General features: G+C 31.8%; 16 protein-coding genes. 1 reads left to right on the forward strand and 15 read right to left on the reverse strand.

Translation table 11 applies throughout. The features are described from left to right. Nucleotides 1-3: 3 nt before the first annotated feature. Genes SMUL_RS12635 through SMUL_RS12650 form a run of 4 tightly spaced genes read right to left on the reverse strand, consistent with a single transcriptional unit; the run spans nucleotide 4 to nucleotide 3,278 of the window. Nucleotides 4-735 (reverse strand): SDR family oxidoreductase, encoded by a 732-nt coding sequence (locus SMUL_RS12635; protein WP_025345622.1) that lies wholly within the window; start codon nucleotides 733-735, stop codon nucleotides 4-6. Then, complete coding sequence (locus SMUL_RS12640; protein WP_025345623.1) at nucleotides 732-2,024, reverse strand: FAD-binding oxidoreductase; 1,293 nt, start codon at nucleotides 2,022-2,024, stop codon at nucleotides 732-734. Before SMUL_RS12640 ends, SMUL_RS12635 begins: the two co-directional genes overlap by 4 nt. Nucleotide 2,025: 1 nt before the next feature. Further along, complete coding sequence (locus SMUL_RS12645) at nucleotides 2,026-2,415, reverse strand: GtrA family protein (protein ID WP_025345624.1); 390 nt, start codon at nucleotides 2,413-2,415, stop codon at nucleotides 2,026-2,028. Beyond that, nucleotides 2,412-3,278 carry a decaprenyl-phosphate phosphoribosyltransferase gene (locus SMUL_RS12650; protein WP_038533415.1) on the reverse strand — a complete coding sequence of 289 codons (867 nt, stop codon included), beginning with the start codon at nucleotides 3,276-3,278 and terminating at the stop codon, nucleotides 2,412-2,414. The genes SMUL_RS12645 and SMUL_RS12650 overlap by 4 nt, the downstream gene beginning before the upstream one ends. Nucleotides 3,279-3,472: 194 nt before the next feature. Here SMUL_RS12650 and SMUL_RS12655 point away from each other — a divergent pair, with 194 nt between their 5' ends. Continuing rightward, nucleotides 3,473-4,669 carry an IS3 family transposase gene (locus SMUL_RS12655; RefSeq protein WP_407701804.1) on the forward strand — a complete coding sequence of 399 codons (1,197 nt, stop codon included), beginning with the start codon at nucleotides 3,473-3,475 and terminating at the stop codon, nucleotides 4,667-4,669. Between the two features lie 598 nt (nucleotides 4,670-5,267). Here SMUL_RS12655 and SMUL_RS12665 read toward each other — a convergent pair. From SMUL_RS12665 to SMUL_RS16795, 11 genes are all read right to left on the reverse strand, one after another. Then, nucleotides 5,268-6,455: a transposase gene (locus SMUL_RS12665; protein WP_025345627.1), complete on the reverse strand. Its 1,188-nt coding sequence runs from the start codon at nucleotides 6,453-6,455 to the stop codon at nucleotides 5,268-5,270. A 91-nt stretch (nucleotides 6,456-6,546) separates the two neighbouring features. Next, the gene (locus SMUL_RS12670; RefSeq protein WP_025345628.1) at nucleotides 6,547-6,888 is read right to left on the reverse strand and encodes a hypothetical protein; all 342 of its coding nucleotides are present in this window, start codon (nucleotides 6,886-6,888) and stop codon (nucleotides 6,547-6,549) included. Then, nucleotides 6,885-8,741 carry a hypothetical protein gene (locus SMUL_RS12675; protein WP_025345629.1) on the reverse strand — a complete coding sequence of 619 codons (1,857 nt, stop codon included), beginning with the start codon at nucleotides 8,739-8,741 and terminating at the stop codon, nucleotides 6,885-6,887. Before SMUL_RS12675 ends, SMUL_RS12670 begins: the two co-directional genes overlap by 4 nt. Before the next feature lie 19 nt (nucleotides 8,742-8,760). After that, nucleotides 8,761-9,816, reverse strand: coding sequence for an acyltransferase family protein (locus tag SMUL_RS12680; RefSeq protein WP_025345630.1), 1,056 nt, complete (start codon nucleotides 9,814-9,816; stop codon nucleotides 8,761-8,763). Then, nucleotides 9,813-10,478, reverse strand: a complete 666-nt coding sequence (locus SMUL_RS16790) for an HNH endonuclease (RefSeq protein ID WP_025345631.1) — start codon at nucleotides 10,476-10,478, stop codon at nucleotides 9,813-9,815. The genes SMUL_RS12680 and SMUL_RS16790 overlap by 4 nt, the downstream gene beginning before the upstream one ends. Then, nucleotides 10,475-11,794, reverse strand: coding sequence for an AAA family ATPase (locus tag SMUL_RS12690; protein WP_025345632.1), 1,320 nt, complete (start codon nucleotides 11,792-11,794; stop codon nucleotides 10,475-10,477). Before SMUL_RS12690 ends, SMUL_RS16790 begins: the two co-directional genes overlap by 4 nt. 73 nt (nucleotides 11,795-11,867) lie before the next feature. After that, complete coding sequence (locus SMUL_RS12695) at nucleotides 11,868-12,080, reverse strand: hypothetical protein (RefSeq protein ID WP_025345633.1); 213 nt, start codon at nucleotides 12,078-12,080, stop codon at nucleotides 11,868-11,870. A gap of 31 nt (nucleotides 12,081-12,111) precedes the next feature. After that, nucleotides 12,112-12,879: a DUF2971 domain-containing protein gene (locus tag SMUL_RS12700; protein WP_025345634.1), complete on the reverse strand. Its 768-nt coding sequence runs from the start codon at nucleotides 12,877-12,879 to the stop codon at nucleotides 12,112-12,114. A gap of 90 nt (nucleotides 12,880-12,969) precedes the next feature. Further along, the gene (locus SMUL_RS12705; RefSeq protein ID WP_025345635.1) at nucleotides 12,970-13,827 is read right to left on the reverse strand and encodes a macro domain-containing protein; all 858 of its coding nucleotides are present in this window, start codon (nucleotides 13,825-13,827) and stop codon (nucleotides 12,970-12,972) included. Continuing rightward, nucleotides 13,824-14,801 (reverse strand): DarT ssDNA thymidine ADP-ribosyltransferase family protein, encoded by a 978-nt coding sequence (locus tag SMUL_RS12710; protein WP_158506030.1) that lies wholly within the window; start codon nucleotides 14,799-14,801, stop codon nucleotides 13,824-13,826. The genes SMUL_RS12705 and SMUL_RS12710 overlap by 4 nt, the downstream gene beginning before the upstream one ends. Further along, nucleotides 14,794-15,663, reverse strand: a complete 870-nt coding sequence (locus SMUL_RS16795; RefSeq protein ID WP_025345637.1) for a macro domain-containing protein — start codon at nucleotides 15,661-15,663, stop codon at nucleotides 14,794-14,796. The genes SMUL_RS12710 and SMUL_RS16795 overlap by 8 nt, the downstream gene beginning before the upstream one ends. Between the last annotated feature and the right edge of the window lies 1 nt (nucleotide 15,664).

Here is a 15,664-nt window from a genome sequence, read left to right on the forward strand (position 1 = left end):
GGGTTAAATACTCATTTTTTTAAATATAAATTCTGGAATATGTTTGATAACAAGCATAATAAGCTTCCAAATGCATTTGGTATAGAGTACATCTTTACCTTTTTGTTGTGCCCTAAAGATATCGTGAGCCACATCTTCTGGCTCTGCTGTTAACTTTGCGGGCAAATCAAGTCCTTCTGTCATCTTAGTATTGACAAATCCTGGCTTAACAGTCAATACTTGCACACCGCTTACATGTAATCGATTGCGAAGACCACTTAGATACGCACTAAAGCCCGCCTTGGCACTCCCATAAATATAGTTTGCTTTTCTTCCACGGTCTCCTGCAACTGAACTAATACCTACGATAAATCCACTTTTTTGCTTTTCAAAGTCATTGGCTATGACATTAAGTAAACTGACACATCCTGTAAAGTTTACATGTAAGGTATTAAGAGAATCTACTAAGCTATTTTCTGCTACTTTTTGATCAACCATATAGCCAGCTACAACGATGACGCCTAAAGGTTTAGGCTCAAGAGCATCATAAAAAGCTTGATGCGAGTCAAATGCAACTATGTCAAATTCTTTCAATTCTACTTGACGATTGCTGCGTATCTCGATATCTTTTTTAAACCCTTCAAGTTCTGAAACATTTCTAGCTGCTAGATAAAGGTCATACCCATTTTTTGCATACTCGCGTGCGACTGCTTTTGCAATGTCACTTTTTGCCCCGATAATCAATACATAACTCATATGCCTACCCTCTTACTTTGTAACGAATGAAACTTTTTATCCATGCCATTTTCTTTTCGAAATGCTCTAAATTTTTCTATCATCGGGTAACCTTTTTCAAATGTCTCTTTAGAAACTCTCACATCTTTTGTTAGGTAGATTCTACCACCAAACCTCAAAACAATTTGATCAAGTTTATCCAGTAGCTCAAACAATCCTTTCTCGATCTTAAAGTCAAGCGCTAAGCTATACCCTTCCATAGGAAAGGAAAGATAGTTGGCATTGGCTTTACCGTAAAGCTTTAACACAGCCAAGAAAGAGCCTTTCCCACTCTCCGCGATGGCTCCTAAAATCTCCTTAAGCCCCTCATAACTAACCTCTTTTGGTAAGATAAATTGGTACTGAGTAAATCCACCTTTACCATAGATGCGATTCCAGTTATTTATAGCATCTAGTGGATAAAAGAAGGTATCGATATCTACTTTTTGATGAGACTCTCCTAATGGAGATTTTTTATAGTAAAGCCAGTTAAACGCTTTAACACTTAAATTGTTAAGCGCAAAAGAAGGGAACATGAACGGAATATTAAGCTTTTTTTTCTTTTGAAAATTTAGATCTCCATCATGAGCAAAATCTCCAACCATCAATAAACATTTACCTATATTGTCACCTTTGGCTAAACAATCAATCCATGCAACAGAATAGGGCATATGAGCATATTTTTCAAATGCATCAAACGTTTCTTTAAGATTCTTTGTTTTAATAGTTATTTGATCAATATTTTTAGAATTAATCTTTTTCAGAGAGACTTTGGCATCTAAAATGATACCTGTTAATCCCATACCTCCACAAGTGGCCAAAAAGAGCTCATCTCCTTTGTTACATGTAACGATTTCACCATTGGCTAACATAATTCGCATTTCTTGGACACATTCGCTAAAACACCCTTCAACATGGTGGTTTTTGCCATGTACGTCACTTGCAATTGCGCCACCAACCGTAATAAGCTTGGTACCTGGAGTGACTTTAAGAAACCATCCTTTAGGAACAAAAGCCTCCAATATCTCAGTAAGCAATACGCCGCTTTGACAATGCACTATTCCTTCGTTTTTATCGAAACCTAGAAAATAGTTATAAGGTTTACAATAAACAATATTTTCAGCCAAAGCACTATCACCATAGCTTCTACCATAACCAAAAGGAATCATTTGTTCTGTTTTTTCACAATAGTTTTGTAAACTCTTTTCATCTTTTAAACTAAAACTTTTATTTTTAATGAGAGGGTACATACCCCAACTTATTAGATTCATTTTAATCCTTAAACACAAATTTTTTATCTAAAAAATACTTTATCATATAACCAATACTCAAACCAAGAACAGCACCAAAATATTTTGCATTTTCATATTTAAACACAATATAAAATCCCATCTCAAATCCCCAAAATATAAAAGTTGTACAAACTCCCATAAGGGAATATAGAACAAACTTTTTACCATCATCTTTTTTATTTTTAGGTTTATGATAAAAAATATATCTTTTATCAAGAATATATTTAGAAAGAAGTCCAGCAAATGTACCAAGGAACATTGCGATATATAGTGATAAAAACCCGCTATATATTGCAAATGATATATATTGAAAAAATAAATTTATGATGGTTGAAAAAATTGCAAAAATAATATATTTTGAAGCTATCAATTGAAAATCTTAGCAATGAGATAAAAACTTGATAGCCATCCAACCAAAACTAATTGTAAAAAACGATCTTTCAAAACAAGTTTTGTTGGACTACCGCTATTATGTTCTACAAATGTGAGTTGCATGTAACGCAGTATCCCAATGACGACAAAAAAAGATGTCAGATATAAATTGTGTGTACCAAGCCTTGTGATTACTTCTGGCGAAACCGTGTACATAATGTAAGAGACCACTGTAACGCCAGCCATAAGCGTCATTGCGGCATTGACCATCTCGAGATTGTACCCATCAATATTTTTTCGTGTTTTTTTACCCTCAAGGGAGAGTAAACAATCATCCCTCCTTTTGGCTAACGCTAAAAATAAAGCCAAAACGAATGTGACTAAAACGATCCACATTGATGGAGTATTGTTTATCAGAGTAGCTCCTGCATAGACCCTCAAAACAAATCCAATAGAGATAATAGAAATATCTAAAATAGAAATATGCTTAAGCTTGAATGTATAGGCAATATTTAAAAGCATGTAGAGAATAACTATTGCTAAAAAAGATGGAGACAATACAAATCCACCATAAACGGCAATAAAAGAAAGAACAACCATTAAGCTAATAGCAGAGTGTTTTGACACAGCACCACTTGCAAGTGGTCTATTTTTTTTTGTTGGATGCACTTGATCTTCGAGAATGTCTTTATAGTCATTTAAAATATAAATGCTACTGGCCGCTAAACAAAATATTGTAAACCCTAAAGTGACATCCAAAAAACTTTCACTTTGAAAATTAAACGTAAAAAAAAGTGGCGCAAATAAAAAAATATTTTTTATCCATTGGTGAAGACGCATTAAAGACAATATGTTAGTCATTATTGTTTCCTACAAACATTTACATTAATATTTTCAAAAGCTTCGCTTGTACAAAAAAAATCATTATTTTTTTGAATTAATTTGATTAGGGACTGATGACTACTATGCGACTCTATAATAATATAATGGCCTGAATATTTAAGACATAAATTCATCAAGATTTATTTCCAAAAAAGTTAAAATATAGCAACATTATGGAGATAAAAATGAGCAGAAAAAAAGGTCAAAGTTACAGTGCAGAGCAAAAGACAAAAATAGTGTTAGAGCTCCTCAAAGAAGAAGAGACCATTGCACAAATAGCCACTAAATATAAAATAGCTTCACAATCTATCACAAAGTGGAAAAAGCAATTTTTGGAAAATGCTTCACTGGCATTTGAACCCACTCGTGCAGCGCAAGAGTTTAAAGATGAGATAAAATCTAAAGATGAAGAGATAGCTGAGCTTCAGAAACAACTGGGTAAATCCGTTGTTGAAAAGGAATGGCTAGCAAAAAAGCTAGAGAGCTCGGTCTCATTAAATAAGCGTAAAACACTTGTTGAGAACGAGCTCGAATTAAGTAAAACCCTGCAATGTAAACTTTTGCATATCAGTCGTGCCACTCATTATTATAAACCAGTGCCCATTAGTGAACAGAATTTAAAAATAATGCATACTATAGATGAGATAGCAACAGATAATTCAGAATACGGTTATCGCTATATTCATCAGCAATTGCTTGAAGATGGCTACAATATTGGAAAAGACAGAGTATTGAAGTATATGCAATTGATGGGCATACAAGCACTGTATCCAACCAAGAAGCGTCTTACAAGTATCAAAAACCCTGAGCATACCATCTTCCCATACTTACTTAAAGAGTATTGGAGTAGAACAGGTAAAACCAAACAGATATATGTTCCAGCGCCAAATGAAGTCTGGAGTGGAGACATCACTTATATTAGAACTAATGGTGGCTTTATGTATCTTGCTGCAGTGATTGATTGGCACACTAAAGCAATCCTAGCCTATAAAATTTCAAACTCAATGGATGCAACATTAGCCACTGATGTGCTTAAAACTGCACTATTAAAATATCCAAAGCCTAAAATATTCAATAGTGACCAAGGAAGCCAGTACACAAGTTATGAGCACACGCAAGTATTGAAACAAAATGATATTCAGATTTCAATGAATGGTAAAGGCAGATCAATTGATAATATTGTGATAGAGAGATTTTTTAGAACTCTTAAACATGGTAATATTTATATCAGTGACTATCAATCTATTAAGGAGTTAAAAGAAGGTGTAAAAAACTACATCCATAAATATAATTTTAAGAGATTTCATTCAGCGATTGGCTATCAAAAACCTATGAATCTGTATCTTGAATTTATAAAAAATGTAGGGTAAGGTAACAGTAAGAGGTGGAAATTAATTGAGCTGAAAAGTTGTCTTGATTTTTCAGGCCATTATAGACCATGCAATTTCACTTCAGATACAGCTCTTCTAATTAAATGAGGGTTTTTTTTGACAAATTTTATTATTTTTAATAAATTTACATTCATATTTTTTAGTGATGCTTTTCGTTGTTCTTTTTTCCCATGTTTTATATAGTGAATCAATGGATTAATATTTGCATCTTTTATATCTTGATGTGTTTCAAGATAAAAACTCGTGTCAAATTTATCAGATGGATTTCGTCCCTCTTTCCACCCATGTTCCAAATAGTGTAATATAGGATTAATATTTGCATCTTTTATATCTTTATATGTTTCAAGATAAAAATTCGTGTCAAAATATATACTATAGAGCCACTTGCAAATTCAAATCCAAGCAAGTAGCTAGTTTTTTACTATAGCTGTTTCTAACTTTTAAAAAATCATTTTACTCGTGTATTGAACGAAATTGTAACTTTTTATCTCAAATTCATCTAAAAATCATATTTTTACCTCGTGCTTTATGGTTTTATTGTTAAATTTACATAGTTTTTGTATTTTTTCTCATAGAATCAAGTTAGAAGTTTTAAACTTTGATGGATACAGACACATAGAATTCCAAATGCTAAAACTGAAGCCACTTTAGTAGCTTCTTGATAATAAATTGTATTACATCCGAAATCTTCTTTAAGGTATTTATTGACTCTCTCAACCATACTTCTTTGGTTGTAGTGATGGGTATCTGAACTTTGAGTAAGGTTTAGCATTTCAAATTTTTTTTGTTCTTCAAGTTTTAGTTCTATTTTTTCTTTTAACTCCGTAGAGTTTTTAGGATTGATATCAATGAGCGGTCTATGATTTAGCTTTTTGGAAAAATCTCTGATGTTATTGCTGTCGTATCCTGCATCTTGAAGATCGTAAAGATATGATACTCTTTGGCTTGTCTCATTCATAAGTGGCAGCGCCACGGAACTATCATGTATATTAGCCCCTGAATAAAAAGCAGTTATCGGAATATCTCCATCAACTGCAGATATATGAAGTTTGCCACCTATCCATACTTCACGATTACCTTTGGAGTTCTGTTTTACCCCTACGCCACACTTGGTTGATACCAAAGAAAGCATCTCCTTTGTTGTCGTCATAGTTCGTTGCTGTTGTAGGATTGTGGGCTTTTTTGAAAAAGGAGTTTCTCCTTTTTTAGGTCGTCCTCTTTTGTTCTTAGGTATTGGCTCTTTTTTGGCTTTTACAGGTTTAACTCTCAGTGGTATTTTTGTCGCATCGGTTGCATTATAAAAAAATATTGTATGCTCAAGATACTCTTTAACAAACCGCTCATGAGTCTTTGCGGCAATTTGAAGAACACTAAGTTCTTTAAAGACTCTACTAAATTTTGACTCACTTGGAATATTACTTTTGTATCTCCATCCACATAATATTCTAAGGGTTCTATCGTTCTTTAGCCTATCAATCAAATCTCTTGTTGTTTGAATATTGTAAACACTCTTTGCAATAAATGCTCGTGCAATCTCTTCCCTATCCTTTGGAGTGTTTGTAATAGATACAACAGTTAAATTTTTCTCAATCTCTGCAAAGTCTAATATCTTGATAAGCTTTTGCTCTTTATGTGATAACGCCTTTAATTGAAGATCCTCTTTGAGTATAGGAAATAAAGAGTTCTCTTGGTTTACAATTCTCAGCAACATTTTTGATAATCCAGAGGAAGCATTTTTAAAAGAAAAATTTGGTAATATACTCATTATAAAGCCTATTTGATTGGTGTTTTGGATCGTTTTTGTGGTAAAAAATTATACCATTTATACCATTTCAAAAGGCTTTTTAAAATTTAAATTAGCTTAAATTATGAGTTGTTTGTGGGAATCTGCAAGTGGCTCTATAAAACAAAATATTATAATCACTTAATAAAGCTGGTAATCTACCTTCATAGTACCCAAACTTTATATAATGTACAAGAGGATTTAAACCACGTTCTTTTACATCTAAATTATTATCTAAATAATAGTTTGTATCAAAATATTTAGAGGGGTTATATCCTTCTTTCCATCCAGACTTTAAATAATGTTTAACTGGATCAATATCTTTCTTTCTAACATCTTCATATGTTGTGAGATAATATCTTTCATCAAATAAACCCGATTTTTTAATAGTTTTATAGTAACTTCGAAATATCATAATTGCCCTTTTATGATGCGTTTAAGATTTCTTAATGGTCTTGTCATCTTCCAACTTTTAGAAGTATAAACATCTATTAGTTCTTGATTTAAGGTTTGAATGTTTGCTTCTTTGGTTGAAAGTTCTTCATTTAGACTTTGAATGTTTGCTTCTTTGGTTGAAAGTTCTTCATTTTTTTGCTTTACACATACATGTAAAGCATCTTTTGCAACATGCGTATATCGCAAAACCACAACCAACGATTGAGCATTTTCAAAGGTACTTTCATCGATACCACTAAAATACATCTGTGAATCATCGGTAGTGAAAAAGTAACTTTTACCATGATGTATCTCAGCATTTGAATGCACATACGGTAAAAGGTCTATTGCGTCTATATTTTTCTTTACATGTAAGCTTTCTATCTCGATGACACAACATTCATTCAGTGGGTCAAGGCGTAGGGTTTTTATCGTTTGTTTGTCTGTGAGGTCAAAAGTAAATTCTTGGTTTTCCGTGTTTTGAGCGACTGGTAGTTTGATGGAATTTTCTTCTGATATGCCATCTCCTTGGTCTATGAAGAGTTGGGTAAAATGACCAAAGACATATTGTGGTACGACTTTGGATTGTTCATTTACAACGGAGGAAAGATGCTCAAAAATATTTTCATCAGTATCCATAGCATCATAAAAGCCAAAATCTATGCCATTATCTCTAAATTTATCAAGAGATTTATTTAAAAATTTACTTAACCAAATAGGATCATGTAGGTATTTGGGTGTGATGGCATACCGTGTGAGTATGTAGTATAAAATTGCATCTTTGTTTTTTACTGGCAATGATAATGTTTTTTCTATATTGTCCAAGTTTATACTATCTGCGAGATAGTGAAAACATTTTTTTCCAAGTGTGATGACTTTTTTATCAAATAAAATTGCCTGTAGAGCCAACGAAGATGAAACGGTAATAACACCATCAACAAAAGGCAATATAAACTGACCAGATGCATAGATAGTATTGAACTCTTGAAGAGAGATAAAATGTGGATATTTCCATTGCAAAAACTTAATTGCATCTTCTGAAAGCACTGGATACTCAGGGTGCATATTCACAACAATACCGATATTGGATGGAACATTATCTAAAACATATACACAGTATTCGTATTGGCTTTTAAATGGTACTAAATCATCAAAAAGATAATATCTTGAAAACTGTAAAGGAAGCAAGACAAGATGATCAAACTGTTCTCTTTTTTGGATAAATATCGCTTCAAAAGGACTTTTTTTCTTGAGTGTTTGTTGGCATAATTGTTTAAAGTTTTCCAAGAGCTGAATTTGTCCAGAAGACAAGTGAAGCTTTTCAATCTCTGCTTTAAATTTATCAAAATAAGAAGAACTATGCATACCTATAGGATCTAAGAACCAAGACATAGGATATGGCAACCTTGAAAAAATGCTAAATTCATGGTGAAGTACCAAGGCACTAGAATAAAGTGAAGCCAAGAAAGGAACTGGCGAGAAAGTGATAATCACATCGGGAATATACGCCTCTAATTTATGGCTCATTAATTCTTTGTAATATGTTAGTTGCTCTTGTGTGTAGCTATTATTATGCCAAGCGGTTGTTACTGTAAGATAATTAGTATCAAACGGTTTTAAAAGTTCTTGTTGAGATAAAGCATGAACCACAATATTTTTGTCACTATCTATCGTCTGAGCTATAGCTTCATTGGTTATAAGGGAAAATTCATAATTTTCTTTCGTTTCTCTTAGTGTTTTAATAATATTCCAACTAACATAATTAGCCCAACCTTCTTTCCAATACGGCTTATCTTGCTCGATTAATGGTTCTATGTAAAAAAGAATGTTCATTAAAATTTGTCCCTTAAATTCATAATAGGCTTTTCAATATATATATATATATATAAGATGAGATAGAAAATACAGTCAGAATATACACGATAAAAGTTAGAATAGGTATCTCTTTGTGGATTGCGAAAGATTTAAAAAGTGGAATTATAACTGATAAATGCAAAAGATATGCAGAGTATGAGTAAAGTGATATCTTAGTCACAATATTTATTAAAAGTTTATGTTGAGTATGAAAATTTGTTACTTTTAAAATTATCAAAGCAAATCCAAATGAAGCCATAGAAAATAAAAAAGCTCTGGCAAAAAATGTGTTTAATGAAGTACTTTTGAAATAAAAAAATAAAATAATTGTGATGATGATACTAATGAATCCAAAAAGGAAAATCTTGTTATGATATTTTTTAGTTGCTTCTTTATATGTTAAATTAAAATAAGCAATCAAAACACCATAACCTATTGAGTCAAGCCTCAATGTTACGATTTTCCTCACTCCAGAATCCCAATCAAGAGTTGGTTCAAGTGAGACATAGATTCTAAGGGCTGTAAAAATAAGCACATAACTTACCGAGATAAAAAGAAATCCTTGCTTTTTATCTTTAAAGAATGCTAGTAATCCAAATAATACGAGAGGGAAAGAGATATAAAACCACTCTTCAACGGACAAACTCCAAGCCTCACCCATAAGTGCAGGATGGGGCGTTACAAAGTTTTGTAAAAATAAAAAATAATTCCAATTCCACTCTTGCTGACCAAAGAAATACTGTAATACAAAAATATTAAGAAGCAAAAATATAAAATAAAGTGGAAAAGTACGAAACCATCGGCGTATCCAGAAATGTTTTAAAGTAGCAAATGAAAAAGATTTTACAGCAAACTCTTTAAATAAAATACTACCTAACAAAAAGCCCGATAGGACAAAAAATAATTCCACTCCGAGAAAACCAAATATTCCTAGGTAGTCACGATATGGAAATTCAGGTAAAAAAGTTCTTCCATGGCTGATAAGTACCATTAGAATTGCACTTGCACGGATAAGGTCAAGACCAATGTTTCTATTTAGCTGAGTAGCAATCAACAACTTGTCCTTCCTAGGTTATTACAAGGATATAAGTCATCACAATAACATTCCATAGCTGTGCCATTTACATTTTTTAAAATTTCTTGTTTAACTTCACGATAATCACTAAAAACTTCAAGCCAACTTGAATGAAATCCACTAGGGCTTCTTCCTATTTGTCTCGCCATTTCGTCATTACTGCAACTTTTGTAGTCCGCTAAGCTCTCTAAAGCTTTATCCCATTCTCGTACTCTCGCAAAAATTCTATCATCTTCCCTACCATTTGTATCGTGTTGACGATTGAGTTTTATAAGTTCGATAGTAGCTACTGCTAAATCTTTTTCTTCTTCGGATATCTCAGGATTTACTTCTACTTTAGTTTGTTTGTATTTATATGCATAAGCTGTGTTATGCGTGTCTGGAAAAATATATCCATCTCTATTGTCATTATTATTTGATTTCATGATATTGCAAGTTTTACATGCCAACAAAAAATTATCCCAATTATTTTCTGCATCAGGATTTTTACTCTTTGGATTTACATGTTCTATATCTGGTTGATTTGAGATATTTATCTCACAGTAGGAACAAAAGCTACCTATTGCATTTCTTAAATCATCTTTTGCTTGATTATAGCTTGTGTAACTTTTGGGAGCCAACCCTTTATTGATTGGTCTCATTGTTTGTTCTCAGTCAATAATCTTTTTCTTCTCAAAAATGCTACATATGCCATATTTTCTTCAAAAGGTTCTATAAGTTCATCAAGTTTTCTTTTGACTTCTTCTGTTTGTAAGGAGTTATTATCTTCTAACTTTTCCAAAATACTCAAGTATTCATCTGCTGCTCTAAGCATTTCAATTTTTCTGCTACTCATCTGAGGTAACTCTATCTTCTGTATATTTTCAACTATGTCCTCTATGCTCATCATAGTAGCATCTGCTTCCAAAGTTCTACTGTTGTCATCAAGCTTGATGATCTGATCACTTTGCATAGACTGAATAATAAAAGGCGAATGGGTAGTCGCTATAAATTGTACCTTTGGAAAAAGTTCTTGAAGAAGTCCAACAATTTCTTTTTGCCATTTTGGATGAAGATGCAAATCTATTTCATCTATTAGCACTACCCCAGATGTTTTTTTAACCACATCCAAGCCTAGCGTTGGATTTAATATAGCCATGCGATAAGCTATATCTGAAACGATTCCTATGATGTTCCTGTAACCATCACTTAGATTTGAAACTCTTTCTCTCGTAGCTTCATTTTTAAATTTAAGCTCCAAATCACCCTCTCGATAGATAAAAAGCTCAACTTCTTTTTTTGTGAGTAGCCCAATCATCTCTTTGACGGTATTTCGCACAGCTTCTAGAACTGCTATCTCTTTCCGTAAATTGAAAGAATTTTTTTCTTGTTTTTCAAACCAAGATATAAAGTTGCGGTAATTTGACTTTGCATTTAAACAGTCTTTGTATCCATCATATCTTGTCAGTTTTTCCATTTTGGCGCTTGATTTATAGTCTTGCTCCCAAAGTCTTCCTGTGCCATGATAGGAGATAAGAGGGAACATCTTATCCTCGCTGGATTCAAGAGTTTTTACTAGAGTATAAATAGCTTGATTTTGTTGTTTTAGTAATTCTGTTTTTGTACTTACCATACTTCTTCTAAATCTTTCAATAATGACATCTTCATTATCAATACTAAGGGTTCCGCTTATACTTATTGGCAATTTATACTCAACCGATATATTGTTCTCATAATCTTGTATTTCTATTTTAATATCTGATTTGTTGATCGAGTGTCTCTCTCCCGCTGGTATATTTTGAAATGCCTGAAGATAACCGCCAAGAAGCGTAGCCATAGCATCCAAAACAGTAGTTTTACCGCTCCCATTTTCACCTATGATGAGATTAAAATCGCTATTGATATCAAGGGATAGCTGAGCGTACTTTTTATAGTTCAAAATCACTATATTTTTGATTTTAAAGGTATCGATTTTCACAACTCATCCTTATATTATTATGTGTTTATAGCTTATCATTTTATCACTTTTTTAACCAATACATTCATTACGATTATCCATCGATTAAGGTTTCAAGTTCTACTCTTGACTCTATAATATATATTGATGTTCCATCATTAAAAATTATTCTTGATTTTTCTCTTGAATCAAGATGTGAGTCTTCTATGATATTTATATTATCCGCATTTATAGATATAAAGTCATCAACCTCCATAGTACCTTCATCATTAAATTTATTTCTAGTTACCCTTATCATATGTGCCATTGTTATCCTCCGAAGTTTTTTTCTATATTTTCTAAATATCTAAATTAATTGGCTGAAAGTCAAAATGATAAAGATCAGACTGAATAATTGGCACACTAGTTTTCTGCATTAATTTAGTTTTCATTTCTTCAAATCTTCCAATTTCTAGCCTTGGATCAAGGCATATTTCATCAAACATATCTTCAAAATCAATCTTTACTTGATACAAGCCATCTTCGTATTCAAATAAATATTCACTAGATAAAGAAGCCAATACTCGAACTTCTGCTTCATGTGCAAAAGAAGTTCTTTTTCTAAGTAACATACTTGCAAATCCAGTGCCTTGACCACCCAACATCGTTTGAGAGAAACTTTGTTGATGATAAGTTTTAATTTCTTCTTTTGTTAGATATTCGACTTTGCCTATATATGAACTAAAATCAGTAAGAATCCCTTGCTGCTCAATCACTGATCTAAACAACTTTCCAACAGTAGTTTTCAATCTAACACCATTTTTCTCAGGGCTATAGATTCTCCACATGGCATCTGTATCTTCATTAAGTGTCCAACATTGACCAAAGCAACCTTTCCTTAAACTTTCAAGAGATACTTTGTCTTTCCCGCTATATGCATCTGCTTTTAAATAAAAGTTTTCAAATGGATCATCCCACATATCTGGATTCACAAGAATCAATTCATTTTTAGCGAGGATCTCGCTAAATCGCTTCCAACTAAAGATTCGGTAAATAGCAGTATCATGAGTCAATTCATTTAAAATATTTTCTGTCCAAGCCCTCGGAATTTGCTGAGTAGATTTCATAAATATTGACTTCTAAAAAATAGTTTTGACTTGATGCAATGGCTTACACATAAGTATTTAAAGTAGTTTTTTAGTGCGTCGATATTCATATTACAATCCATTCTTCGCCATCTCTATATCCAAAAGATTTATTTGATTTATTTTATCTTTGTGTACTACGATAGTTAATTTTGCAGGATATTTAAATCTCATCTCACTAATTCTAAAAGTCCACAACATTATTTTGAGCAACTCTTCATCGCTGATATTTTTATGCTCTTTTATCCTTGTAATTCCTGAGCCAAATATTGGTACAGATACACTTTTTTGTGCATATACCCTATTTATCTCATCCCAAAACTTGATTAAAAACTCTAAATATTCTGGCATAGTAAGAGTAGCTTTATTTTGAATATCAAATTTTGTAAATGCTGTTAAGATAAACTCCTCATTATTTTGAAATTTATATAAACAAATAGTTCCAATTTTAAACTTTTGTTTTTTTCCATCATTTCTAGTTGAATTAACTTCAATCTTATTCTCTTCAAAATCATAGTTCTCTATATGTTGATCAAGCACACCCGCAGAATCTTTAAAATATTTATTTATAAAAATCCCATTAAGAGATTTACTTGAGATTATATTATCATCTACTTTTGTATCAAAGTATTCATTGAAAGCTATTACTTTTAAACCATCTTGTGCAAAAATATCTCCAGCTTTTATATTGACTTCACTTCCTTCGATATTTATCTTTACACTAGATAATAAGTTTGCTTTAACCCAAAGATAAATATAAATTACAAACAAAATAGCAATGAAACCCATTCCAAAGTCTAGTTTCCAATTGCTCGGTAATGCTGGAGAAAAAACAAATACAAGTGTGACTATAGACGACATCCATGCTATAACTTTTGAAAATTTATCTCTAATAGCTTTATCAAAAAAGCCAACTTTTTTTAAACTCATATCAATTCACCTAATATATTGTAATAAGCTTTTATATCATCTATGTATATACTTAATGTAAAAGGCTGATATAAAAACTTATCAGTTAAATTTATTTTTGAAACTGTTGCTTCTGGATACCAATTTCTTCTTTCAATAGTTTTTATCTCGTTAGTTGTCAAGTTTTTAGCTTCAAAATTTAAATCATATTTATTAGTGCATCTTGAACTACTTGCACACATATGCCAGTTTATGTGTAGTTGATTGTTGATTTTCGAAACACTATCTACATATATCCAATCATTTGTAAAAATACCTGTTTGTGGTTGTACATAAATTTTATTTTGGTACTTTTCTTTTAATTCATCTGATAATTGATAAAGCAATAACTCTTTTTCAGCCACTGACCGAACTGCTATAAATCTTAAATTGTTTTCAAGCGACAATTCGTCCTTTATCAACACTTCTGAATGCCTAGCATTGATAATTGTGTTTCTATCTTCTGGATTAAACCATGAACGGTGATAGATTAGATGAAAATTTAGCTTATCTAAATCCTTTATATCATCATAAATATTAGGATTTGTTGCTAAATTGCCATCTGTAAATTTTGTATCATTTAGTAAAAAAATCTTTTTAAAATCAAAAACAAACATTATAGGTATTGGGCAGTGAGCATTATTTGTAACTAAATCTTTTGGTTTTATACCCTCATTATTTCTTTGAGTTGGTGTAGTTGGGCCAAAATATAGTCTTGCATACTTTTTGTGTTCATCGCTAGTAAAGGCTATGACACCATCATTTGCATTGTCATTTCGCATTAGTCCAGTTGCTATGGCTTTTTCTCTACTATAGATTTTTCCGTGATTGAGTACAGATATAGCATTTGTAACATCAGTAAAATGAAATAACGATTTACTCCACCAGTTTTGTGTACCCGCAAATTGAGCAGCTAAAGCTGTTTGAAAAGTATCTAAAAATTGCTCTTTATTCAAAATCAAATGCCTCTATATTATTTTGTTGTTTAGTGTAGTTTAGAACTATTTTGTCATCGTTTTTCAATATATAAGAAAGCAATCCTATAAAATCAAAAATTTCATAAGTGTTTTGTTGAAGTTCAGTATATAAATCATTCACACACACTTTTCCAAGGGTTTTAAGAGAATAAAAAATACTTTTTAAATCTTCTATAGACAATACAAATGCTTTATCTTCTGATTTAAATTTAAACAGTTCATTTGAATCATCGTATTGAATAAAATACTTGGTATCATTAAGTATAAGTTCTTTTTCAATTAATCCATCTTGTATGCTTGATTTTAAATCTTCAATAAAAACTGAAAAAGTTAAAGTTTGTGGATCTGATTTTAGCCACTCTTCTATCTCTTTTGGCTTTAGATGTTCTGGAATTATCTTTTTGTCAAAGTCATATATCGATACATTGATAGGAGCTTTTTTTAGATATTTTTCTACTATTGGCTTGACTTGTGTATCCCAATCCAACCCACCATTGCCACATCCTAGCTTTGGCATTGCTATATCTGCTAGTTGTAATTTATTGGCTTGAACTATTAGCTTTTTTAAACCTTTTTCTATATATTCAAGTTGAGATGGGCTTTTCCAGTGTTTTTTGGTTGGAAAGTTGAGTATCCATTTATTTGATGTTTTATAAAGATGAAGCTCCCCAATATCAAGAGTCCCATCTTCACACAATCGCTTGTACTCTTCAAACATTTTTGGATATATTTTTTTATACTCTGCTGCTATTCCTTTGCCCATCACGCCTACTGTGTTTACAGTATTTACCAAAACTTTAGCGTTTGATGTAAATAAATTACCTTGAATATAATGTATCATA

Source organism: Sulfurospirillum multivorans DSM 12446 (assembly GCF_000568815.1).
GTDB lineage: Bacteria > Campylobacterota > Campylobacteria > Campylobacterales > Sulfurospirillaceae > Sulfurospirillum > Sulfurospirillum multivorans.

What these genes read in the sequence shown, in the direction of transcription:
- SMUL_RS12635 (WP_025345622.1), bottom strand. Translation starts at nt 735, where the DNA reads ATGAGTTATGTATTGATTATCGGGGCAAAAAGTGACATTGCAAAAGCA.
- SMUL_RS12640 (WP_025345623.1), bottom strand. Translation starts at nt 2,024, where the DNA reads ATGAATCTAATAAGTTGGGGTATGTACCCTCTCATTAAAAATAAAAGT.
- SMUL_RS12650 (WP_038533415.1), bottom strand. Translation starts at nt 3,278, where the DNA reads ATGACTAACATATTGTCTTTAATGCGTCTTCACCAATGGATAAAAAAT.
- SMUL_RS12655 (WP_407701804.1), top strand. Translation starts at nt 3,473, where the DNA reads ATGGAGATAAAAATGAGCAGAAAAAAAGGTCAAAGTTACAGTGCAGAG.
- SMUL_RS12665 (WP_025345627.1), bottom strand. Translation starts at nt 6,455, where the DNA reads ATGAGTATATTACCAAATTTTTCTTTTAAAAATGCTTCCTCTGGATTA.
- SMUL_RS12670 (WP_025345628.1), bottom strand. Translation starts at nt 6,888, where the DNA reads ATGATATTTCGAAGTTACTATAAAACTATTAAAAAATCGGGTTTATTT.
- SMUL_RS12675 (WP_025345629.1), bottom strand. Translation starts at nt 8,741, where the DNA reads ATGAACATTCTTTTTTACATAGAACCATTAATCGAGCAAGATAAGCCG.
- SMUL_RS16790 (WP_025345631.1), bottom strand. Translation starts at nt 10,478, where the DNA reads ATGAGACCAATCAATAAAGGGTTGGCTCCCAAAAGTTACACAAGCTAT.
- SMUL_RS12695 (WP_025345633.1), bottom strand. Translation starts at nt 12,080, where the DNA reads ATGGCACATATGATAAGGGTAACTAGAAATAAATTTAATGATGAAGGT.
- SMUL_RS12700 (WP_025345634.1), bottom strand. Translation starts at nt 12,879, where the DNA reads ATGAAATCTACTCAGCAAATTCCGAGGGCTTGGACAGAAAATATTTTA.
- SMUL_RS12705 (WP_025345635.1), bottom strand. Translation starts at nt 13,827, where the DNA reads ATGAGTTTAAAAAAAGTTGGCTTTTTTGATAAAGCTATTAGAGATAAA.
- SMUL_RS16795 (WP_025345637.1), bottom strand. Translation starts at nt 15,663, where the DNA reads ATGATACATTATATTCAAGGTAATTTATTTACATCAAACGCTAAAGTT.